Source organism: Variovorax sp. GW821-FHT10B04 (assembly GCF_059415645.1).
Window position 1 is genome coordinate 1 of the sequence record NZ_JBWKNQ010000005.1, and the last position, 20,723, is coordinate 20,723.

Consider the following 20,723-nt stretch of genomic DNA (forward strand, 5'->3'; position numbering starts at 1 on the left):
ACTACTCAATGACCACACTCGACCGCACCGATCAAGATAGTTGACGCTGACCGCTCAGAATAGTTGACGCCGGGCAGCCGGATCGAGTTTTCCCTCTGGAGACGCCACGAGAAAGCCACGCTCAAGCGCACGTCGGACCTGCTTTTCATCGCAGCCTTCGAGCCGAGCGAACTCGCGGCGCGTGACCATTTCAACCTTGGGTTCGGACATCGGTGCGGACATTCAGTGCGGACATTGTTTTGAACTTGGCGCGGGGCGAGAGACGCGCGTGCGCAGTGCCCACGTTTCCTCAAAACCCCGGAAGGACCCGTTGTTTTTTAGCACACCCCTGGAAATGCACATGGATGGTGCGAAATGACGAAAAGACGCCGAAAACGCACCGATGCAGGTCGCTTCGCGGTCAAAAGCGCTTTCGCGAGACGGGGGTGACCGAAGTGACACACCCTTTCGAAGCATCACGACCTTCCACCGGCAACTCATCGGCTCGCCTTCTTCGACTCCGCAGCCAGGGCAGCGCTCATCCGAGACCCTGCAGCCTGCTGCGGCGAGCTGTGCACTTCGCCCCCGGCTCCGACTCGCGGGTTGCGAGCGGCCCGCGCCAGGTTGCGAGGATCCGCACTCACCGTCGCAGGCATGGTCTCCAGCAACGCGATGGCTTCCTTCCGAGGCATCCGGTCCTTGAATGCCAGCAACGCGGCAAGCTGAGGATTCTTCGCCGCTGCATCGCAGGACATGATGGCTTGGCACCGAGCCCTCTCCCGCGTGCGCGCGGCAGCGATCGGCCCGTCACCCCCCATCTCGGCGTCTTCATCCTGAGGAAGGCTGCCCGCGGCCAAAGGGTCAGATCTGAAATCCGACCCGCTAGCAGGCGCTGCATGTGCAGTGGCGGGCCTCGTGCCGCTGTCGGACTTGCTGCCGCCGCGAATGGGCGGGGCCGGCTTCGCGCCCTTCTTAGCATTCGGCGTCTTGCTCACCCCGAAAAAGTGGGCGAGGGAAAGATTGATGGCGACCCGGCGCAGCGCTGTCATCGGCTTTTTGACGTTCATTTGGCTGACGCCAGCGCCTTGGCCAGCGCGGAGCCCATTTCGAAGTTGAAGTTCGCGCTGATCAGTGCCTCGGCGCGGTCACGGTAGTTCAGGTGCTGCTTCACCGGCATGGCATCACCAAAGCGCACCAGCAGCTTCAGGTGACCGGTCGTGTTCATGAGCCTGGCGCCGCCACGGGCGCGGCCGGCCTTCAGCGTCTTGACATGAGGCCGCTGCCACACGCCGCTCACGCTCTTGCCGCTCTTCGTCTTGACAGTGCCCACGAAGATGTCGGATCGGGCCTTCAAGGCCGCCAGCTTCGACTTGGAGAAGTTGCCGTACTGGTTGAGCATGGCCTTGTCCTTCGGGTTGAGCCAGGTCTTGCCCTTGCCGATCAGCTTGTGGTCGCCGCCGAACTCGAACGGCGCCAGGTACGAAGCCGCGATGTCCTGGACGAACACGACGGCCTCGAGGTCGTCCTTGCGGGCGGGCTTCACCTTCACGGAGTTCATCGTGAACGGCGTCGGCCGGTCGAAGACGGACTGCATCGCCGCCTGCTCGCCGCGCTGCACGATCTTGGCAAGCGACGTCAATGCCGTGGCCGTGGCGAAGGGAAGCTGCTTCTCGATCAGCATGGTCATGCCGCGCGAGAACTCCTTCAGGTTGGTGCGAATCGAGATGTCCATCACGGCGTGCCGATCAGGCCACGGTGTCGACAGGCAGGCCCGCCGCTTCAGATGCGCGCTGCACCAGTTGGGCATGCTTGTCTTGCTGCGCCTTCGTGTCAGCGGCAACGAGTCGACCAGCCTCGACGTACATCTGCTCGAGCTGCCGCAAGATGTCACCGGTCACGACGCCTTCTTGGCGATCGGAATGCTCGATCGTCACCAGGCCGTTGGCGGCTACGCCGAGCCACACAGGCAACCCACGTGTGGCTGTGATCGTCTTGAGCCGACTGAAGACATCGGCGGCGGCCGGCGGATCGACATGCACAGCGATGCTGCCCGGGCCAGCGGTCAGCGCTGAATTGATGGCAATGAATTTCACTTGGTACCTTTCAGTTGTTGGGTGCCCCGATACGCTCGGGGCGGGCGTCCAACGCTCGCGGAAGGAATTGACATTTCCGACGACGCTGGCTGCCGGTGTTGCGTCCACCGCCGGCTGGGACCCGAGCGACCAGGCCGCGGCACCCTAATGCTGCTACCTGGCCCTTCCCGGCTTCATCGCGTGTCAGGCTTGCGCTGCAGCCTCGGAGGCCTGCTGGCCAGCGCGGCCGTGATAGGCTCTGCCCGAGCCCTTCACGACGTACGGCAGCTTCTGGCGGCTCGCAACCGTCTCGTAGGGACGATGTGAGGAGACCGCGGCAAGCGCCTTCTCGACGGGCGTGATCTGCTCGCGGATCGCGACGGCGAACTGCTGTCCCTCGGCATCGGGTTCCTGGTCATGCAGCCGATTGCTGGTCAGGCGTTCCGCCAAATCCATGCCGGTGAGGTACTGCGTGTAGGTCAACGGATCCGGCACCAGCGCATTGCTGAGGAAGTCCCTGTTCAGTCGCCAGCTGATGGCCTTCGCCTTGACCATGATGTTCACGAGAGGCTTGATCACCGCCCCGATCTCTACCGACATCTGTTCCTTGGTGGCCGTCACCCAGACCTGGTACTCGCTCTGCAGCGTCACACCGTTGGCAGCAACCTCGGCATCGACCGAGGGGGCCCTCTTCTCCAGTTCGACGATCTTCAGCAGCGCGCTTTCGATGTCTGCGGTCTTGGTGGTGCACTCCACCTTCTTTCCGTCGATGGTCTTGCGCAGCGCCTTCTTGGTGCCGCCGTCCTCGGCGAGCGCCTCGTCGACCTGCAGTCCGGCGATCTCCTGCTGCAGGGCGGCCTCCTCCGCTGTCAGGCTCGTGACCGTCTTGCCGGCCTCGTCAACGATTTCGCGGATCTTCTTCGCGCGTGCGATGGATGCGTTCACAGCGTCGACGGCTGCGAGCAGTTCGGGATGAACTACGTAGGCAGGGTGGAGTTGGACTTTCATGGCTGTTCCTTGGTGGTGGTGGTAGTGAAGATGAAGAGCACGTCACTCAGGCGTGTTCGTGGTCGCAGGGCCAGGCTGAACGCCGCCGTGCACGTGTGGATTGCCGATCTCGACGCCGTCGTGCTTGATGCTGGGCGTGTTGACGAAGTTGATGGGCTTGCCACCGCCGTCGATCACGATGCCGGTGCGGGTGATGTAGACCGACTGGCCTTGATCGTCATGGATGGCGACCTCACCGGGCTTCAGGTCTCGCATCCGGTTCTTCTGGTCGTTGGTCGCGATGACCACGCCGTTCGAGCGATCGCCACCGACAAACACGGTCACCGCATGACAGCCAGGCAGCGGCCGGGATGCAAGGCCGTACTCGCCCAGACGAGGCATGGCGTCGTGAATCTCACCCTCACCGAGCTGGACCTGCAGCTGTTGAACGACATCGTCGTCATTGCTGAACGTCACACGGCCGAGGCCGACCACAAGCTGCATGCGCCGCCAGAGTTTGCTGATCGCTTCGTTCATCGGTTGTGCCCCTCGTTGCTGTAGTTCGGCTTCCAGTACGGATCGCCGCGGCCGTTCAATTCCGCCTTCGTGGGCAGCTGGACGACGGGGGTTGGCAGGAAGGCATCGGGCGGCATCAGCGTGATGGCGGCGGTCGTGCCTGATTTAGCGTCGCGCCGGTAAGTGACCTCGGTGATCAGCCAGACTTCATACCTATCGTCGTAGCCGGCCTTCACGGATGGGAGCATCACCGGCACCAACGTGTTGGGCGTCCACAGCTTGCCGGCAGCATCGCGCCAGCCGTCGGTGATCAAGTTGATCTGCGCTGAGCGGCCGATGCGGCGGTTCTTCTCCCATATCACGCGCTTCTGGGCGAAGTCATAGCCGCCCGATGGCGCCTCGGAGATGATGATGCGGCCCCGATAGCGGGACACGCCAGCGTCTTGAGCGAACGCGAGCAGGTTCCCGCCCTCTCCCAGATCCTTGGTGCGATCCATGCTCTGCATCACACACGTGTAGACCGAGAAGCGGCCGTCCATCGACCTCGTCATGGTGCAGGACTCCACGTTGACGCCCTCGGCGAAGCCGCTCGCTGCGACCACCTGTGCCGCCTGGCTCAGCATCAGGTTCCCGTCCGGCATGTCGTACGCGAGCAGCGCACCGAAGCGGCACACACGCTCGATGATTTCCCAGGCGGTCTCACCGAGCATCAGGTTGAACTGCTGGATGACCACGCCCTTGCTGCCGGGCGCAGACACTTCGATGCCATACAGCTTGGCCAAGTCGCGTGCGATGGAGTACGCGTTCGGCGCCATGATCTGGCCGCCAGGCCATTCCGCGGCGCAGTCCACCAGATCCGCGCATTTGCCACGACCGATGACGGTGAGGCTGTGCTGCTCAGGGGTCATCGCGTTGACGATGCGGTCGACATACCCGGTCAGGACGAGGTCACGGCCCATGCGGACGACGCACTCGTCGCCGGCCAGCACTGGCACCAGCCAAGGCTTGTCGACGTTGCGATCCGTCAGCGAGATCTCGAAGTCAGAGGGACACCGTTCGATCCCGCGCGTAACGCGGACATCAACCCATTCGCTCATCTCTCGGCCGTTCACGGCCAAAGTGAGCTGGTCTTCTGGGATCCAGCTCATGGGCCCACCCCCATGTTCATGCCGACGGCGACGGGGACACGCGCACCGTCCGCGCTCCGGGCCGTGGCGGTCACGCCTGGCGGGAGGCCGCTGAGATGAATCTCAAGCGACTGCTTGATGGACGTTGCAGCTGCAGCGCGCCCTGCCGCCTCGCCGTCGGCATTGGCCGGCCGCTCGTACAGCCGCGACACGATCGATGCGGCCTGGCGCTCGTCGCCGGCGCCCTTGAGGGCGTCGCCCGCACGCTTCTCCGTACCCTGCGTGAGTTCGTAGTTCACAAAGCCCCGTTGTTCCTCTAACGAGGCTTGTCGGATGTTCTTGCCGGCCCACTTCATGAAGGCGCGCTGGCGGTCGTCGTGCCACTGCGCGACGCCGTATGCGTTGCCGCCGTCTCCGATGGCCGCCGTGTTGAAGCCCGACTCCTTCTGCAGGTTCGCCGCGATGCCGATCGCTTGCGCGTCCGACCAGCCCTTCGACTTGAAGAAGTCCACCGCGGTGCGGGCGCTGCCGGTCTGGTCGACATGGCTCCGGGCCTGCTCTGGGTTGATCCAGTCGTAGACCTTGCCGCCGACCGAAATGCCGTTCTTGTCGAGCAGGGTGTTGATGCCCTTGCCGACTTCCCAGCCGACCATGCCGCCAAAGGCCAATGCACCAGCTGCTCCAACACCCGAGAGCGCCTTCGACAGCAGGCCGGCCGAAGCTTCCGCACCACCGATCGCAGTGCCGAGAGCGGCCAGGCCGGTCACTGCGAGAGGGATGGTCCTGATGGTCAGCTCGGCCAAGCCCACGCCGACGTTGGTGATGCTCAGCAGCAGCGGGCCTGCCATGACGGCGCCGACACCGATCGCAGCGACCTTCCAGCCGCCGATCGACTCGACGAAATCGCCGATGCCCTTCCCCGCGTTCTGGGTGTCTGCGAACAGACCCCGAAGGTCGATCTCCTTGAGCCAACCGGCGAAGTCCCTGGCCCACACGCCGATCTGGCTGCCGATCGCCTCGCGGTTCTTGCCGATGAAGGTCGTCATGTCCTCGATCAGCGGTTGGAACACGGGGATCAGCGCGTCGCCGATCGTGTTCCGCAAGCCCTGCCCGGCCAAGTCGAGATAGTTCAGCGCGGTGCCGAAGCGCTCAGCTCGCGCGACCTGCGCCGGGCTCATCTCGGCGCCCAGTGCGCGCGCATTGCGCTCGAGCTCCTTGATGCCCTGCGAGCCGAGCCGCAGCAACGGCAGGCTCGCCTCCAGGCCGAAGCTGCGCGCGATGACGCCCTGCGTGTGCGCGCTGGATGTCGCCGCGATGGCATCCGAGAGTTCGTAGAACGCACGCGACGCGTCCATCGAACCGTCGGCCGTTTTGTGCATGCCGATGTTGAGCTTGTTCAACACCGCGAGGGCATCGTTGTTCCGTCCGTAGAAAGCGTCCTGCATCGTGTCGCCGAGCGACCTCACGCTGCCGGTCAGGTCCTCCGACGTCAGGCCCGCCGCTTGCGCGGCGCCGCGCAACGACTGCAGGCGCGTCGACGACGTGCCCAAGGTCTGCGCGGTGCGCGACACCTCGGAGCCGAGCCGGCCCCACTGATTGGCCAGCGTCACGATGCCGGCGATGGAGCCGCCGCCCACCAAGGCCAGGATCGGCGCTCCGATCTTGCTGACCTCGGAGACGGCGCCCCGCGCCTGCCCCGCCACATTAGCGATGGACTTCGCCATGGCATCGAGACCGAGTTCGCGGCCGAGCGCCTTGGCGGATTTCTCCACGTCGCGCAGCGGTCGCGAGATGTCGGCGACCGATGCGTTGATGCGCTTGACGACGGCCGTGGCCTGGTCGACCGCGCTGATAGTCAGCTTGAAGCTATTCACGATGGGATTCCTTGTTCATGCGCTGGGCCTGAGCAAGCCACCAGCTCAGTTCCGACCACGTCAGCCCCCACGCATCGCGCGGGGACCACCGGTAGAACCTGGTCAGATCGGCGACAACGTCTCGCCAGTTTTCTGGTCGGCCTTGCTGAAGCTGTCCAAAAAACTGCCGGCCTCCTTGAAGTCGCGTTGGCCCAGCGACTCGACGACCTTGCGCGGGACCTTGGCAACGATGCTGATCAGGTTGATGACCACGCCGAAATTCGTGGTGGCCTGCGCGGCCTTCTCCAGCTCGCCGGCCGTCGGCTCGCGCAGTTCCAGCGCGTCGTAGGTGACGTCGCCCAGGATGACGGGCGTGCGCAGCTGGACGAGCTTGGTGGTGGTATCGGTCATGAGGAAGTCCTTGAAGTTGAGGTTGTGCCGGCATGTCGGAATGACGCGCGCCGGCGGGCGCTTGGGATGGGAGAGCCCCGAGAGCGGGGGCACCTTGCAGAAGATGGCGAGCGGCGACGGTCATTTCGCACCGCCGCGATGGCTGGCCCAGTTCATCGGAATGACCGTCACGCCTTCGCGCAGGCGGTCGTACACGCGCGGGCCGAGCGTGGTCTTGATCTCGGGCGTGGGCAGATTCGAGATGAGCACCGTTGGCCGCTCGAGGCGGTAGCGCATGTCGACGATCGTGAAAAGCTGTTCAGCCTCCCAGTCGCTGCCGCGCGCGACGCCGATCTCGTCCAGCACAAGCAAGGGCACGCTGCCGAGGCGCTGAAGGAGCTGTTCGCCAGTCTCGAGCTCACCTTCCCAGGCTCTCCCCGAAGTGGCCTTCGTGCCGAAGCTGGCCTTGATCATCTGCATGATTTCGTGAACGCCGTGCACGCAGGCGCCCATGCCGCGCTGGTCGATCAGGTGGAGTGCCATGGCAGAGCCGAGATGCGTCTTGCCCGCACCAGGCTGACCGATGAGCCAGAGGCCACCGCCACCCGTGGAGGTGCAGGTCGAAGCGAAGGCGCGGCTCGCTTCAAGGGCGACGCGCTGCGCTGGCGTTCGAGCGACAAAGGTATCGAACGTGGTTCGCTTGAATCGGCCTACGAGCCCGCTTTCACCATGGTTCCAAATGCGGGAGCGCTCCGCGTCCGCAGCAGCCTTCGCCTGACGCTCTGCCGCTTCGCGGACGGTCCGTCGTTCGTCGGCCAAGCGAGCGCACTCCGGGCATCGCGACATCACGTGGTTGCCCCAACGTTGCACCTTGTACGTGCCGTGCCCTAGCGTGCACTCGCGCTGATCTTCGTCAGCCACGTCAGTCTGGTGCGGGACCATAGGCCACTCCTGCGTAACGCGCCTCGCCGAAGTCGTCATGGCGGCTGGGTCCGGTCTTGCCGGCGCGGCGCTGGCCAGTCGCGGCTTGGCACGTGGCCTTGAGAAAGCTCGCCGGGTCGGCCGGCTGCTCGACGACAGAGCGGCGCACCGCTTCGAGCACGACGTCATCGCCGTAGTCCCTCACGAGCTTGCCGACGAAGGTGCCGCACTGCGCTTCCGGCATGCCGGCATTGCTGAGCAAGGACTTCCCTGCCTTCTAAAGCTCGGCCTTCGTGGACGGCGTCGGCGGCGCCGACTGAGCCGCAGGCTCTGAACTTTCGGAATCAGGATTCAGAGATGAGGGAATCAGAGAATCAGAGAAGAGGGAATCAGCCGGGATTACCCCCCCTGCCATGGCACCTAAGCCCGAGGCTTGCCCGGTGCTTGCCTCGGGCATGTCTGAGGCATTGGCTTCATGCGATGGAATGGAAGCATCGGGCTTGCCTTGGGCTTCGTCGCCATCTGATGGATCAAAAGCCCCGGGCTTTTCATCCATGGGATCGGGCTTGGGCTCGACGTATCCCGGCATCGCGGGCAGTTCGCTGGGCTTCTCCTTGCGGTGCGGGTTCTGGTGCTTGGCGAAGGCCAGGATCTGAATCAGGCGCTTGCCGTCGACCACGTAGCGAGCGATGAAGCCCCACTGCGCGAGCTCGGCGAGCAGCGGCTCAACCTCGACCGAGTCATAGGCGAACAGGTCGCCCTTGATCCGCTTGGGGCGATCTTCGAGACGACCCTTGCGGTCAGCGATCGTCCACAGGCCGGCGAAGCACAGCCGAGCGAAAGCGGAACACTCGGCCAGATCTTCGTTCTTGAAGAACCCGGGCTTGATGTTTCTCGCGCGGGCCATCAGTCCTCGATTCCCGCAACGCGTGCGTCGATGGCACCGGTGAGACGTTGAGCCATCAGCGCGAGCCCTCCAGAGCCTTCTGGATCTGACGCATCAAGGCGCGGAGCTTCTCGCCTTCGCCGGCTGCTCGCAGTTCCTGAGCACGGACGAACAGTTCGTCGGGCAACGCATCGCCGCGCTTGATGCGAGCGACGAGCTCGAGGCCCTGCTGGCAGCCTGCGAGCGCACCGGTGACAGGATCATTGAAAGAGGTGAGCATCAGTCCCACTCCAAAGTGCGCACCGTCTGAACGGCGCTGAGGTGCTGCTTGGCCATCAGCAGAAGTGCATCGACGTAGTCGGGCGGAAAGCACCGCATGTCGGCTGCGACAACGCGGAGGCCGGCATGGGCCAGGACCTGCGCGAGCTTGTCGAGGTGATCGCTCAGCAGGCGGGAGATGGTCGACTCGGACACGCCCATGGCGGTCGCGATCGCGGTCTGGGTGGCGTCACGCTGCGTGGCCTTCAGGACTGAAGCCACGATCTTGCGAGCGCGCTCGTCAGGTGGGTCGAGCTTCATGCAGCGTCTTTCGAGGCAGTGCGGCGAGTTGCACGCGCATGCGCGGCTTTCAAGCCCGTGCAATGCCAGGCCGCGCGTCTTGCTGGTGCTTCCAGGCACGGAGCCAGAGACTCCATCTCCATGAACACACCACACCGCCCTACCCCCTTCGAGCCAGTCGCAGCGCTACCGCTCGCCGACGGCACCGTCTTGCACCGCAGCGTGCGCACGGCCATGTCCAGCAACCTGACTGCCGCGCCAGCGCCGAAGACGACGCTTGTCACGTCGCAAATGGTGATGTCGGTCATGCGCGGCGCCTTGCGCATCCGCATGACGGTGTGGGACATGGAGACCAGCCGGCGCGGACCGCAGCAAGGCATGGCGCGCAGCCAGCGGAGCGCGCTGTGAACGGCACGGGTGCCCACACCCTCCAGGGGCAGAATGGAAGTTCCTACACAACCATCCCCTGGAGGGGCAGACACGATGGATCCACTCGAAGCTATCGAGGAGCGGTTGGACTGGCTAGAGGCAGAGAATGCAGCCGTCATAACGATGCTGGTTGCATTCATTCGTGTTGCCCCCGATCCCAAGGCGCTACACCTCGCTTTGACGGCATCGTTCGAATCGGCTGCTGGCCCAAAGGCCGGTCCGTTTCAGAACATGTCGGATGCGCAGGTAGGGTACGCCCGCGAGATCGTGGAGCACATGGGAACGCTCGCCACCAGATTTGGACAGGCTCCTGGGTAGCGGCGCAGTTGCGGCAAATCTGCAGCCTTTGGTGGCGTGTGCTGCGCATCTCAGGCTGCCTTCGCTTCAACCGGGTCGATGCCCGCCTGCATGCGCAAGACATCCCACGCGACATCTGGACGGAGGTCTTCGCAACGGACAGCGCCATTGGTGGCGCGTTCGATCGCAGGACACTTTTCGGCCGGCACACGGCGGACGCTCCTAGCCCATTGCCACACAAGCTGACTTTGACAACCAAGAGCCGCAGCGAGCGCGGTCTGCCTGCCACGGGCCACATCGACGTATTCGCTTAATTTCATCAGCAAATACTAAGCGATATGACTAGCAATATCAAGCGCCATGTACATTGTGTCGGCAAAGCACATCGCTTGAAATAAGCATTGTGAAAACCGTTGCCCAGATCCGTCGAGAGAACCTGGAACTCCTAAGGAAGGAGTTCGGGACACTGGAGGCGCTTGCCGTACGCGCAGAAACAAGCTCCGTCTACCTCAGCCAAGTCCGGAATCAGACGATAGATCTGAAGACTGACAAGCCGCGCCAGATGGGGGGGTCGATGGCGCGACGCCTTGATCGTGCGTGCAACAAGCCCAACGGGTGGATGGATACAGATCACGCAGGGGAGGCTGCAGATCCGAACGCAGTAGACCCTCCGGTGATTGCCTCGGTAGATCAGAGGGTTCGAGTACCCGTTGTCGGCTCCGCACGCATTGACCGAGAGGAGTTCGTTGTTGATACCTCGCAGGGCGGCGGCTACGTAGTCGGTCTTTCCGGGGACGAACCCGACAACCTGTACGCCGTACGCATCGTCGGGGACGCGCCTTTTGGCTTTCTACGGGAAGGCCAATTTTTGGTCTTTGAGAGAAGCGGCGATCCCTTTCTGAACCTGTACTTCCTTGCGACGATCGACAACAAGCCGCAGTTGGCCGAGCTACTGAACAAGCGCGAGGACCGCGTGTCTGTAGAGGCGATGGTGAGCAAGAAGCGCGTCGTGTTCGACGTGTCTGAACTCACGGGCGGGGTGGACTGTGTGATGTGGGTTGTCTCCGCTGGGAAGTTTGAGGCACCAAGCGCCACGCCCGCTTGATATAAAGCGATTCGCTTGATTTTTTTGCGCGTGGCGCTTAATATTCAGGTTCGGCTGTTCTGGCCGCCTGGAGTGCCACATGCAAACCCTCTTCCGCGCCTTTGTCGCACTGCCCGCTAGGCTCTGCCTTGACGGCAGCCGGCACCAAGAGCGCACCGTCTTCTTCCAGGCGGAGTACGACCACGTCAACGGCGGCAATGCGGCCGCGGGGCGCGCACTCGAGCAACTGCTGACGCTCGCATGGGGCGTCGATGCCAGCGGCTGGTGCGAAGCCGGCGGCGTCTACAACATCACCCGCGAGCGTGGCCTGCTTGAGCAGGCCGTCGGGGACGGCGATACGCGGCTGCTGGAAATTGGATGGGGTGGCATGGCCGCATATCCACTACGCGAAGCGGGCCGACGTCGATCTGTTCGTCACGCCGCGGAACCGCGCCCGCATCGAAGCGGCTTTCGACCAAATCGCTGCGCTGGCGGTGCCAGCATGAACGCGCTGCACGACATCCGCACAGGCACGCGCCTTGTCCGCCGCGGTGCGATCGCGCTCGTGGCCATCGGCGGTCTCTTCGCCCTCTTCCTGGTCGGCTTGGCGCTGCGCGCTCTCTGGAGGGCGGCATGAGCAACTCCGACCTGCAGGACAACCGGCAGTTGCGCGAGCTCTTCTCGATGCCACCCGCCAGGCCGGTGGCCAGCACTGCACTGGCTGTGCCTGTGTTGCCGCCACGGGAGCGCGTCACCGGTGACGACGAAGTCGATGCTGTGCTGTGGCTGCAGCAGGTAGCGCGCACCGGACAGCCACCCCTCATCGCCAAAGCCATGGAGGCGGCGAAGCTCATCACCACGCCGATGAGAGCCTTGGCAGACCGGTACGCGCAGCACCTGCTGCGCCAGCATCCCGGGCAGGTCATGTTCACCGCGATGGCAACGATGGGATTCGGCGAGATCGAGAAGATCGCCGAGGTGTCGGTCGCTCGCGAGAAGCGGCGCCATGCCGCCCTCTTCCAATACGGAACGGTCGAGGAGATCTTCGCCAAGACGCCAGCCGAACTGGCCTGCGAGAAGGCGCTTCGCGGAGTGAGGAAAAGCAAGTCGTGGCCCACCTACTCAGACAGCATTGCGGACCAACGCTTTCCAAAAGACCCAGCACTGAAGCCGCACACCTTGGCCGACTGCCTCCATGTGATGAGATACAGCGACCGGCTGTACGCCCTCCGCAACGACGCATCGGACCACGCTGGCGACCACTGGCCAGCTTTTCAAGCCTACGACGTCTTTGCCTTCCGCGCGATGGCGCGCATCCGCCCTCGCTCCCGCGATGAGGCGCTGGCAGTACTGGAACACATGATTGCGAATGAGCAGATGGACTGTGACGAGACCAACGACATCCTGCGCAATCTGATCGGCTTGGGCAGCGAGGTGGCGCTGTGATCGCCGCCTTCGAACTGATCGAGCAAGCCACAGCCTTGCACATGGCCCAGCCGGGTGCCCAGCAACCCGACGAAGGACTGTCCTCGGTCGAGACCAGCGGGAACCGGAGGGTCGTCGTCCTGCGCAACGTGAACGGCGTGCTGGTCGTCTATCGCGTCCTGCGCGACGGCACCCTGTCGCTCGTCGCCGGCGTGCCGAAAGGACTGAGGCAATGAGCCCCCACATCAGAGCCGGCCCGTGCACCGCCGTTCTTTCCCTCCGCACAAAGAGCGAAGCCGAAATGCGCTTGGACCTGCATTCCGGCTTCTGTGACCCGCAACCCCAACAAGGAAAAACGAACCATGACGAAGGTTAGCACGCGACCACAAACTGGCGCCGCGACAAGCGGAAAGCGTCCGATCACCGACCGAGATGTATCGAGCGCCGCACTATCAGACGCCGATGCCGCGACTGGCATCACCGCGGCATTTGGTGCAATCCACGACGCGCTTCGAGTCGCATCCAACACCGACGAGTCACATCAGCATTCCGGCGAGTCTGATCGGTTGCTGCGCATCGCAGCCGACATCGCAGCAAGCGCCCGTGCCAATCCTGCGACAGCCGGCGGCGCCGAGAACATTGGCTTCGACATCGCAGCGCTCGTCAATGCTTCCCAGCTCGTGCCAGGCGATACGTGCTCCGTGGAGCGAGTGGCGCTGATCGATGAAGCTCGACCGCATTTGGAGTTCCTAACTGGCTGTTTGAATGTGCTGGAAGGGCAAGTGATGCAGCCACGATCGGCGCTCAATGCTGCGGTCGATGCGGCTGACCTCTCAGGCGAAGCGCTGGGGAAGAACGACCTGGGGTTGGGTCGCTCGCCGGCCCAGATCAAGACCGTCTTTGAACACATCGCTATGCACGCACGGACCCTTGAGTTGCTGTTGGGCGAGCTTGTCGCTCATGGCGGCGACGCCTATTGCGCTGCGGAGTTGACGACGAAAATTAACGCTTCCGAGATCATCGCCGCAAACATAGGTGCGATGGCCGACGACGCGATCGACGGCGAGATCTACGGGGACTGGCACAGCTGGATGTACGGGTCGAAATTCGCAGGCGCAGGAAAGGCGGTGCAAGCATGACCACAGTTGCAACCCGTCCTGCACATTCGGCAGCGACTGCCAATCCAACAAAACCCGAAAGCTGGCTCGACTACCTCCCCCTCGTACAACTTCGCGCTGACGGTCTCCTCGAGCACGTGTCTATGTCGAACATCGATTGCGACAATGAGACTTTGTATCGCCTGCCCCGCATTGCGCTGAAGACGCTCCAGAACATTCGCGCAGAAATGGCGCGCGAGAAAGTGGACGAAGCTATCTACGACGCCAGCGCTCTGATCGTCGCCGCCATGGCAACGGCTGAGGTCGATAGCCCCGCGTTCACTTCTTTGCACCAAGCGCTGGGCCTCGTTCACGGCCTCATGTGTGCCCACGAGCCAAACACAAGACCCAGTAACTTCGATGAGGTGAAAAAGGCGCTCGCCCTTGCTCCGGTCGGGAGGTCTGTTGAGGTGCGGGAGCGTGCCGAAGTCACCCAAAAGCCCGAATGTGCTGCGCAGGATGATCGTCGTCTGAGCATCGCTCGCGACGCCACCCACGAGATCGATGCGATTCTGCGGCTCCTCCGCAAAACGCGTCACGACAACGAAAGCTTCCTGGACGTGTTCAACGGGCTGTCGCTCCGATTGCTCGCTCTGAACAGCGTCGCTATTTCCGTGTTCGGCGACGACGCGGACTTTTGCACCGAGGAGATGCAAGCGGTAGTCCGCGGAGCCGATGCATGAACGCCGTCCACGCAACCACGGCCGGCGTGAAGCACTTCGAAGACCGGCTTGGAGACAACTACATCGGCACCGCTCAGGCGCTGCTCGACGCCGGCATCGTCACGCTGGGCCAATTACCGGGGATGCCCGTCATGCCGAAGGCCTCCGTGTCGTTCCTCGACGGCGAGCAACTGCCGCGCCAGGCCCGCGCCGTCCACGACGAACGCTGGATGCGCGTGAGCCTGTACGGAAACAAGGTGATCGTCTCCAAGGGCATCAGCGCCGAGGAGCGTGAGCGGCGTGATGCCGCGAAGGCCGCCGCAGCAGAGGCTGAGCGGAAAACTCGTGGCTTCCCTGCGATCGGCATTGATGCGGCCGCGCGCGAAGTGGCGCAGGCAAGCGCTCAGTTCCAGGTCGGCGACGCCGTGATGGTCGGTGGCCAGCCCGCGGTCGTGACCGGCTCATTCCGCCTGCGTGCGGTGACAGACAAGGATGGCGAGTACGTCGACCAGGATGGAGGCCGGCTGGCATACCAACCGGGCTACGTGTGCCGGGACACCGACGGTGGCGATTACTTCTGGCCTGCGCACAAGGTCAGGCTGCCCGACGGCTCGCGCTCGCACCTTCGGTTGGTGCGTGAACGGGTCGAGGTCGCTGCGCCGATCGAACCGGTGGCGCCGGTGCTTACGTTCTGGCCCTTCCCTGTTGTCGGCAGCACATTCATGGGCGCGCCCATCACCGTTCCGGGGATGCAGGCATGAGCACGGGCAAGCCATGAAGGGTTACGCCGTCGTCATCGGACCAAAGCGGAAGGTACTCGCGATCTCGAGAAGAGCCTTCGAGTGCCGCCACGAGGCCGCTGCAATGCTGGACTACCAAGCCATAGCCGGACTCACGGGCACGCATCACAACGTGACTCGTGTCCTCGGCGAGCATGGCGCAGCGCTGGTGCGCATCGACTACCGCCTGGCCCCTGCCGTAATGCAGAACAAAGGGACAAAGTGAGCGAATTCCTCGAGCCCGACGAATTGAAGCAACTGACGGCCTGCACGCCGGCGACGAAGCAAGACGCCTGGCTCACCGAGCACGGCATCCCGCACCAGGTCGATCGAAAGCGCGTGATCGTTTCCAGGGAACACGTCCGCGCTTGGCTGGAGGGTCGCCCACTGCGATCATCTGCCGGGCCGAACTGGGAAGCCGTCAATGCCTAAAGTCACGAAGTACCCGCGCCTGCGCGTGCACGTCCGCAAGGGCAAGAACGGGCAGCGCCGGACGTACTACTTCTACGACATGCGGCCCGACGGCCTGCCGGACATTTCGCTTGGGAAGGACTACGCCGAAGCCATCGCCCAATGGCGGGAACTGCACGAGCGGAAGCCGCGCATCGTGGGCCGCCTGCAGGAGGCCTTCGAGCAGTGGGAGCGGGATGAGCTGCCCGGCTACGAGAACCCCGAGACGCGCCGCAGCTACGGGCGCCAGTTGAAGCGCATCGCCAGCGTCTTCGGCGGCATGACATGGGACGAGGTGACGCTGCCCATCCTGCACAAGTACCTCAAGGTTCGGAAGGCCAAGATCCAGGGCAACCGCGAGCTGTCGGTGCTGTCGATCGTGTGGGGCAAGGCCCGGCTCTGGGGAATGACCCGGCTGCCGTGGCCAGCGGCCGGCGTGAAGAACTGGAAGAACGAGGAATCGGCACGCGAGTTCGAGGTAACGGACCCGCTGTTCGAGGCCGTCTACTGGCAGGGCGACCAAGTGCTGCGCGACTGCATGGACATCGCCACCGCGACAGGAATGCGCCTGACCGACGTGCGCACCGTGCTGCTGCCCGCGGACAACATCCTGCGTCTCAAGGCCAGCAAGACGAACAAGGGCGCCGATTTCGACTTGGCGCTCTCCCAGGTGCTGCCCGACCTGATCCAGCGCCGACGCGCCATCAAGGCCGATCACCTGATGCTGCTGTCGACGGCTGCAGGAAAGCACATCACGGCCCGCATGCTGCGCGACCGATGGGACGAAGCCCGCGAGCGCGCAGCCGTGATCGCCGGAATCTGGAATGCCGACGACTTCGGACGTGAGCTGAAGGCGATGTATCTGCGAGACATGCGCAAGCGCGCCGCCAACCTCGCGGAGGATCTCGAGGCAGCGTCGAAGCTGCTGCAGCATTCGAATTTAAAGCTGACGGAAACCCACTATCGACAGCGTGCCGTGAAGTTGAAACCGGTGCGATAAATGCGTTCCGCAAAGAATCGGCTCCAGAGGGAAAACGGGGCATCGATTTTCAGAGCTATTGCGGAACAGATCGGCTCCTAGCCCGCATGGATGCTACATTCGCGGTGAGACTCAAAATCCCCCGCCGCAAGGCGTGCCGGTTCGATTCCGGCCCCGGGCACCACGGTTTGCACCGTGCTTCGAGAGCATTCTCCAGTGCTCCGCTTGTTTGGCCATGACGCCGGCCTTGCACCTAGAATCCCGCCCGCGACTGCCGCGGTGCCCCTCCGCCGTGGGATCGCAGACTCCAGGAGATGCTGATGGCTACCGCAAAATCCACCCCGTCCCCGCGCCGGCTTCTTCGCTGGACGCTGACCCTCATCGTCGTCGCGGTGGTGATCTATGCAGTCATGTCGGTCGTCAGCTATCTCAAGCCCAGTCTGCATCTGCCAAGCATCGGCGGCGACCGGGACAGCGAAAAACGGGCAGCGATGGAGCTGTGCTGGCAGGAACAGGGCACGACCAAGCCCGGCACGCGAATCGAAGGTGGCGCATGCGACACGCTCGATCGCCTGTTCATGCCCAAGATCACCTCGGAAGCCTACGGCATCTACAACCCCAGCGCGAACACTCAGCTTCGCTGAGCCGCTGACGGCCGCTCCTCCAGCCGGCTAGGCAATCTGCACGAGCGCGGCATCGACGCGCGCCATCTCACGCAGCAGCACATCCACTGCCCCCAGAATCAGCGGCCAGTCCCGGTTGCGCAGTGCCGTCTGAACGGCCATCGCCGCGTTGGCGGCACGGAGCGCGGCGATGCTCGACAGCGCTCCCCTGAGCGTGTGGGCATGCTCCGCCACCAGGTCATGGTCGTGCGCATTCGCCGCCGACAGGATTTCCCGCCCGCGCTCGGCCATGTCGGCCCGCATCACCGCAGCCACCTCCAGCGCAGCACGCAGATCGCCACCCATGTTCTGCAGGAAGGCCTCGAGGTCGATCGCCTGCGACACATCGAACATGCCCGCCCATGGCGTCGGCATGAATGGCGGCATCGGCGCAGGAATCGTCGTGTCGACCGAAGCGCCCGAAAGCTCGACAGGCGCCGTCGGGTCGCCAGCCAGCGTCGGCGAGTCGATGCCCGACGGCATGTCGCGCGACGGCCGGCCTGCCGCCTCCAACGCCTCGCGGATCGCCTGAGCCAATTGCGCCAACGCGACCGGCTTGGAAACATAGGCATCCATTCCGGCGGCCAGGCATTTCTCGCGATCGCCCGCCATCGCGTGCGCCGTCAGCGCCACGATCGGCGTGCGGCGCCCGCGCGGGCGCGCCGACTCCGCCGCGCGGATGCGGGCCGTCGCGTCGAAGCCGCTCAGCAGGGGCATCTGGACATCCATCAACACCAGATCGAATTCACGTGCCTGCCAGCGGCGAACCACCTCTTCGCCGTCGCGGGCCACCGTCACGGCGTGGCCCATCTGGGCCAGCAGATGGGACATCAGCAGTTCGTTGACGGCATGGTCCTCGGCAAGCAGCACGTCCAGCCGCGGCGTGGGCACCGGTTCGAGAGGCATCGGCTCCGTCTGGACATTCAGTTCGTCTTCCGCCTGCGCGAAGACTGCCGTGAAACGAAAGGTACTCCCCTCATTCGGTCGGCTGATCACATGGATCACACCGCCCATCATCGCCACCAGGCGCGCGCAGATCGCCAGGCCCAGCCCCGTCCCGCCAAAGCGACGGGTGGTCGAGGCATCCGCCTGGGTGAACGCCTCGAAGATCTGCTGCTGCTTTTCCGCCGAGATGCCGACACCCGTATCGCGCACGGTGAACAAGAGGCGGAATTGATCGCGCGATAGATCGACCTGGTTCGGCGCCATTCGGATGGTGACCATCACGCGGCCACGGTCGGTGAACTTGACCGCATTCGAAACGAGGTTGGAAATGATCTGCCGCAGCCGCCCGGGATCGCCTTCGATCTTGCGTGGCACCTCGGGGGCGATGTCGACGCCGAGGTGCAGGCCCTTGGCCTCTGCCGCCGGCGCATGAAGCGCCACGGCTTCCCTGACCCAGCGCGCCAGATCGAAGCGGATCTGCTCGAACACCAGCTTGCCAGCTTCGATCTTCGACAGATCGAGGATGTCGTTGAGCAGCGCGAGCAAGGAAGTCGACGACCGATCGATGAGATCGAGATACTGGCGTTGCTGCGGGTCGAGAGGCGACTGATTCAGCAGCCGCGTCAGCCCCATCACCGCGTTCAGCGGAGTCCGCACCTCGTGGCTCACGTTCGCTAGGAACTCGCTCTTGGCGCGGTTGCTGGCCTCGGCCTGCGCGCGCGCCTGCTCGACCTCCGCATGCATCGTCCGCCGCGCCGTGACGTCGGTATTGAAGCCCGTGAGCCGCAACGGCGCGCCCCGGGCGTCGCGCTCGGTCACCGTTCCCATGCTTTCCAGCCAGATCCAGCCATCGGCGGCGGCCACGCGGTGTTCGACGGCGTAACGTCCCTCGGGCTCGCGCAACGCCTTCTTCAGCGCGGCCCGGACGGCGGGGACGTCTTCCGGGTGAACGCGCTTCTCCAGATCCGGAAGACTCCAGCTGCCGGCGCTGCGTTCTTCGCCCAGCATCTGGTCCCAGCGTGTGCCCAGGGCGACGCAGCCGGCGCCAACATCGAGTTCCCATTGCGCGATGCCGGCCGCCTCGGTCACCATCAGATGCCGCCGCGCCAATTCCAACGTTTGCCGCATGGCATCGATTTCCGCTGCCTGCCGCCGAACGATGGCATCCCCGGCCTCCTTTTCGCCGACAAGCCGTCCCATCCGGCGCAGCAGTTCGACCTGCCTCAACTTCATCGACTCCAGGCGATCGGACATCGCTTGCGGAGAGTCTTCGCCAGATTTTTCGGTCATTTGGGTACAAACGTATTCAGACGTGATAATCCCAGCGCCCGCACCGCGGGCGCCTCGCTCGTCCCCTTCATCCGGAAATCACCCTTGCGCGCAGCCCACCATGGCTCAAGACGTTACCTTTGCTTTCAGTGCGCATGAGTATGCACGGTAACTTTTTGTTCGATGACCTGGGACGGGATCAATCGATCGCGGCCACCGTTCTTCTGGTCGATGACCAGCCGGTGATCGGCATGGTCGTCCGAAAGATGCTTTCGGTCGACGCAGGCATCGCCTTCCATGTCTGCATGCGGGCGGCCGAAGCGATCGATACGGTCAAACGCCTGCGGCCGACGGTGATCCTGCAGGATCTCGTGATGCCGGGCGCCGACGGGCTGGAGCTGCTGCACACCTATCGGGCGCAGGCCGAATCGCGCGACACGCCCATCATCGTGCTCTCGTCGAATGACGATCCGGCGGTCAAGAAGGCCGCCTTCACGCTGGGTGCCAACGATTACATGGTCAAGTTGCCAGAGCCGATCGAACTGGTGGCGCGCATCCGCTATCACTCGCGCTCCTACATGGCGCTGATTCAACGCGACAACGCCTACCGGGCATTGCGCCTGAGCCAGGAACAGTTGCTCGAGAGCAATCTGGAGCTTCGCCGCCTCACCAATTCCGATGGATTGACCGGCCTGGCCAATCGGCGGTATTTCAACGAATACATCACGCAGGAATGGGTCGCGGCCCAGGAAGCCGGGACCGTGCTGTCCTTGCTGATGATCGACGTGGATTTCTTCAAGAGCTACAACGACCGGCTGGGGCATCTCGCGGGCGATGACGCCTTGCAGCGGGTCGCGCTGGCAATCGACCGGGCCCGCAGCGATCACCCAGCCAGTCTGGCGGCGCGCTTCGGCGGCGAGGAATTCGCGCTGGTCCTGCCCGGCGTCGACGCCGCGGGCGCCTGGGCGACCGCCGAAAAATTGCGAACCCAGGTCGAAGCACTGGAAATGAGCCATCCGTCGCCTTCCGGGCCGTATTTGACCGTCAGCGTCGGCGCCGCGACCGTCACGCCCAACTTCGACAATTCACCGACGTCGCTGATCGAACGCGCGGACGCCCATCTCTACGAAGCGAAATGCAAGGGTCGCAATCGGGTGAGTGCAGATGGCAAATCCCACGAACCGGCGCGGGAATCTTCCAGCTAGTCGGGGACACATGCCAACCTGTCACGCACGTAAGGCGTTGTCAGATAACAGCAGTGTGGGATCCGGGTGAGGGACGTTTGTTGTCAATCCC

At 63.9% G+C, this 20,723-nt stretch carries 30 protein-coding genes and 1 tRNA gene; 15 read left to right on the top strand and 16 right to left on the bottom strand.

Translation table 11 applies throughout. The annotated features are described in order from the left end of the window. Nucleotides 1-54: 54 nt before the first annotated feature. The 14 genes from AC07PZ_RS13950 to AC07PZ_RS14015 all read right to left on the bottom strand — a co-directional run bounded on the left by AC07PZ_RS13950 (nt 55) and on the right by AC07PZ_RS14015 (nt 9,310). Nucleotides 55-210, bottom strand: a complete 156-nt coding sequence (locus AC07PZ_RS13950) for a hypothetical protein (RefSeq protein WP_495295703.1) — start codon at nt 208-210, stop codon at nt 55-57. Nucleotides 211-476: 266 nt separating this feature from the next. Continuing rightward, nucleotides 477-1,046 carry a hypothetical protein gene (locus AC07PZ_RS13955; RefSeq protein WP_495295704.1) on the bottom strand — a complete coding sequence of 190 codons (570 nt, stop codon included), beginning with the start codon at nt 1,044-1,046 and terminating at the stop codon, nt 477-479. Next, nucleotides 1,043-1,711 carry a hypothetical protein gene (locus tag AC07PZ_RS13960; RefSeq protein WP_495295705.1) on the bottom strand — a complete coding sequence of 223 codons (669 nt, stop codon included), beginning with the start codon at nt 1,709-1,711 and terminating at the stop codon, nt 1,043-1,045. Before AC07PZ_RS13960 ends, AC07PZ_RS13955 begins: the two co-directional genes overlap by 4 nt. Nucleotides 1,712-1,724: 13 nt before the next feature. Further along, a complete protein-coding gene (locus AC07PZ_RS13965; protein ID WP_495295706.1) occupies nt 1,725-2,072 on the bottom strand; it encodes a hypothetical protein in 348 nt (115 codons plus the stop codon). Nucleotides 2,073-2,255: 183 nt separating this feature from the next. After that, nucleotides 2,256-3,059, bottom strand: coding sequence for a hypothetical protein (locus tag AC07PZ_RS13970; RefSeq protein WP_495295707.1), 804 nt, complete (start codon nt 3,057-3,059; stop codon nt 2,256-2,258). Nucleotides 3,060-3,101: 42 nt separating this feature from the next. Further along, the gene (locus tag AC07PZ_RS13975; protein WP_495295708.1) at nt 3,102-3,575 is read right to left on the bottom strand and encodes a phage baseplate assembly protein domain-containing protein; all 474 of its coding nucleotides are present in this window, start codon (nt 3,573-3,575) and stop codon (nt 3,102-3,104) included. Beyond that, nucleotides 3,572-4,702, bottom strand: coding sequence for a phage baseplate assembly protein (locus AC07PZ_RS13980; protein ID WP_495295709.1), 1,131 nt, complete (start codon nt 4,700-4,702; stop codon nt 3,572-3,574). Before AC07PZ_RS13980 ends, AC07PZ_RS13975 begins: the two co-directional genes overlap by 4 nt. Further along, complete coding sequence (locus AC07PZ_RS13985; RefSeq protein WP_495295710.1) at nt 4,699-6,555, bottom strand: phage tail tip lysozyme; 1,857 nt, start codon at nt 6,553-6,555, stop codon at nt 4,699-4,701. Before AC07PZ_RS13985 ends, AC07PZ_RS13980 begins: the two co-directional genes overlap by 4 nt. A 102-nt stretch (nt 6,556-6,657) precedes the next feature. Then, a complete protein-coding gene (locus AC07PZ_RS13990) occupies nt 6,658-6,945 on the bottom strand; it encodes a phage tail assembly protein (protein WP_495295711.1) in 288 nt (95 codons plus the stop codon). A 120-nt stretch (nt 6,946-7,065) separates the two neighbouring features. Then, nucleotides 7,066-7,743 carry an ATP-binding protein gene (locus AC07PZ_RS13995; protein WP_495295712.1) on the bottom strand — a complete coding sequence of 226 codons (678 nt, stop codon included), beginning with the start codon at nt 7,741-7,743 and terminating at the stop codon, nt 7,066-7,068. A 103-nt stretch (nt 7,744-7,846) separates the two neighbouring features. Continuing rightward, entirely contained in the window at nt 7,847-8,107 is a 261-nt protein-coding gene (locus AC07PZ_RS14000; RefSeq protein ID WP_495295713.1) for a hypothetical protein, read from the bottom strand. Nucleotides 8,108-8,122: 15 nt separating this feature from the next. Continuing rightward, nucleotides 8,123-8,752, bottom strand: coding sequence for a hypothetical protein (locus tag AC07PZ_RS14005; RefSeq protein WP_495295714.1), 630 nt, complete (start codon nt 8,750-8,752; stop codon nt 8,123-8,125). A gap of 55 nt (nt 8,753-8,807) precedes the next feature. Then, a complete protein-coding gene (locus AC07PZ_RS14010; RefSeq protein WP_495295715.1) occupies nt 8,808-9,011 on the bottom strand; it encodes a hypothetical protein in 204 nt (67 codons plus the stop codon). Next, nucleotides 9,011-9,310 (bottom strand): helix-turn-helix domain-containing protein, encoded by a 300-nt coding sequence (locus AC07PZ_RS14015; protein WP_495295716.1) that lies wholly within the window; start codon nt 9,308-9,310, stop codon nt 9,011-9,013. The genes AC07PZ_RS14010 and AC07PZ_RS14015 overlap by 1 nt, the downstream gene beginning before the upstream one ends. A 120-nt stretch (nt 9,311-9,430) precedes the next feature. On the opposite strand from AC07PZ_RS14015, the gene AC07PZ_RS14020 reads away from it, so the two are divergent. Both AC07PZ_RS14020 and AC07PZ_RS14025 read left to right on the top strand, forming a co-directional pair. Further along, nucleotides 9,431-9,697, top strand: coding sequence for a hypothetical protein (locus tag AC07PZ_RS14020; protein ID WP_495295717.1), 267 nt, complete (start codon nt 9,431-9,433; stop codon nt 9,695-9,697). A 75-nt stretch (nt 9,698-9,772) separates the two neighbouring features. Beyond that, on the top strand, nt 9,773-10,036 hold the full coding sequence (locus AC07PZ_RS14025; RefSeq protein WP_495295718.1) for a hypothetical protein: 264 nt from the start codon (nt 9,773-9,775) through the stop codon (nt 10,034-10,036). Nucleotides 10,037-10,086: 50 nt separating this feature from the next. On the opposite strand, the gene AC07PZ_RS14030 is transcribed toward AC07PZ_RS14025, so the two are convergent. Further along, nucleotides 10,087-10,335 (bottom strand): transcriptional regulator, encoded by a 249-nt coding sequence (locus AC07PZ_RS14030; protein WP_495295719.1) that lies wholly within the window; start codon nt 10,333-10,335, stop codon nt 10,087-10,089. Between the two features lie 83 nt (nt 10,336-10,418). Between AC07PZ_RS14030 and AC07PZ_RS14035 the strand changes: the two genes are divergently transcribed. From AC07PZ_RS14035 to AC07PZ_RS14090, 12 genes are all read left to right on the top strand, one after another. Next, complete coding sequence (locus tag AC07PZ_RS14035; protein ID WP_495295720.1) at nt 10,419-11,120, top strand: hypothetical protein; 702 nt, start codon at nt 10,419-10,421, stop codon at nt 11,118-11,120. A gap of 79 nt (nt 11,121-11,199) precedes the next feature. After that, entirely contained in the window at nt 11,200-11,736 is a 537-nt protein-coding gene (locus AC07PZ_RS14040; protein ID WP_495295721.1) for a hypothetical protein, read from the top strand. Next, a complete protein-coding gene (locus AC07PZ_RS14045; protein WP_495295722.1) occupies nt 11,733-12,545 on the top strand; it encodes a hypothetical protein in 813 nt (270 codons plus the stop codon). Before AC07PZ_RS14040 ends, AC07PZ_RS14045 begins: the two co-directional genes overlap by 4 nt. Beyond that, nucleotides 12,542-12,760 (top strand): hypothetical protein, encoded by a 219-nt coding sequence (locus tag AC07PZ_RS14050; protein WP_495295723.1) that lies wholly within the window; start codon nt 12,542-12,544, stop codon nt 12,758-12,760. The genes AC07PZ_RS14045 and AC07PZ_RS14050 overlap by 4 nt, the downstream gene beginning before the upstream one ends. Before the next feature lie 126 nt (nt 12,761-12,886). Beyond that, nucleotides 12,887-13,663, top strand: coding sequence for a hypothetical protein (locus tag AC07PZ_RS14055; RefSeq protein WP_495295724.1), 777 nt, complete (start codon nt 12,887-12,889; stop codon nt 13,661-13,663). Then, on the top strand, nt 13,660-14,364 hold the full coding sequence (locus tag AC07PZ_RS14060) for a hypothetical protein (RefSeq protein WP_495295725.1): 705 nt from the start codon (nt 13,660-13,662) through the stop codon (nt 14,362-14,364). The genes AC07PZ_RS14055 and AC07PZ_RS14060 overlap by 4 nt, the downstream gene beginning before the upstream one ends. After that, nucleotides 14,361-15,104, top strand: a complete 744-nt coding sequence (locus AC07PZ_RS14065) for a hypothetical protein (protein ID WP_495295726.1) — start codon at nt 14,361-14,363, stop codon at nt 15,102-15,104. Before AC07PZ_RS14060 ends, AC07PZ_RS14065 begins: the two co-directional genes overlap by 4 nt. A 13-nt stretch (nt 15,105-15,117) precedes the next feature. After that, nucleotides 15,118-15,348 carry a hypothetical protein gene (locus tag AC07PZ_RS14070; protein ID WP_495295727.1) on the top strand — a complete coding sequence of 77 codons (231 nt, stop codon included), beginning with the start codon at nt 15,118-15,120 and terminating at the stop codon, nt 15,346-15,348. Beyond that, nucleotides 15,345-15,554, top strand: a complete 210-nt coding sequence (locus AC07PZ_RS14075) for a DUF4224 domain-containing protein (protein WP_495295728.1) — start codon at nt 15,345-15,347, stop codon at nt 15,552-15,554. Before AC07PZ_RS14070 ends, AC07PZ_RS14075 begins: the two co-directional genes overlap by 4 nt. Then, complete coding sequence (locus AC07PZ_RS14080) at nt 15,547-16,572, top strand: site-specific integrase (RefSeq protein ID WP_495295729.1); 1,026 nt, start codon at nt 15,547-15,549, stop codon at nt 16,570-16,572. The genes AC07PZ_RS14075 and AC07PZ_RS14080 overlap by 8 nt, the downstream gene beginning before the upstream one ends. A gap of 80 nt (nt 16,573-16,652) precedes the next feature. Then, nucleotides 16,653-16,735, top strand: a tRNA-Leu gene (locus tag AC07PZ_RS14085). A gap of 136 nt (nt 16,736-16,871) precedes the next feature. After that, complete coding sequence (locus AC07PZ_RS14090) at nt 16,872-17,195, top strand: hypothetical protein (RefSeq protein ID WP_495295730.1); 324 nt, start codon at nt 16,872-16,874, stop codon at nt 17,193-17,195. 27 nt (nt 17,196-17,222) lie between these two features. On the opposite strand, the gene AC07PZ_RS14095 is transcribed toward AC07PZ_RS14090, so the two are convergent. Then, nucleotides 17,223-19,412 carry an ATP-binding protein gene (locus AC07PZ_RS14095; protein ID WP_495295731.1) on the bottom strand — a complete coding sequence of 730 codons (2,190 nt, stop codon included), beginning with the start codon at nt 19,410-19,412 and terminating at the stop codon, nt 17,223-17,225. Nucleotides 19,413-19,582: 170 nt separating this feature from the next. On the opposite strand from AC07PZ_RS14095, the gene AC07PZ_RS14100 reads away from it, so the two are divergent. After that, nucleotides 19,583-20,632, top strand: a complete 1,050-nt coding sequence (locus tag AC07PZ_RS14100; protein ID WP_495295732.1) for a diguanylate cyclase — start codon at nt 19,583-19,585, stop codon at nt 20,630-20,632. Nucleotides 20,633-20,723 lie beyond the last annotated feature (91 nt).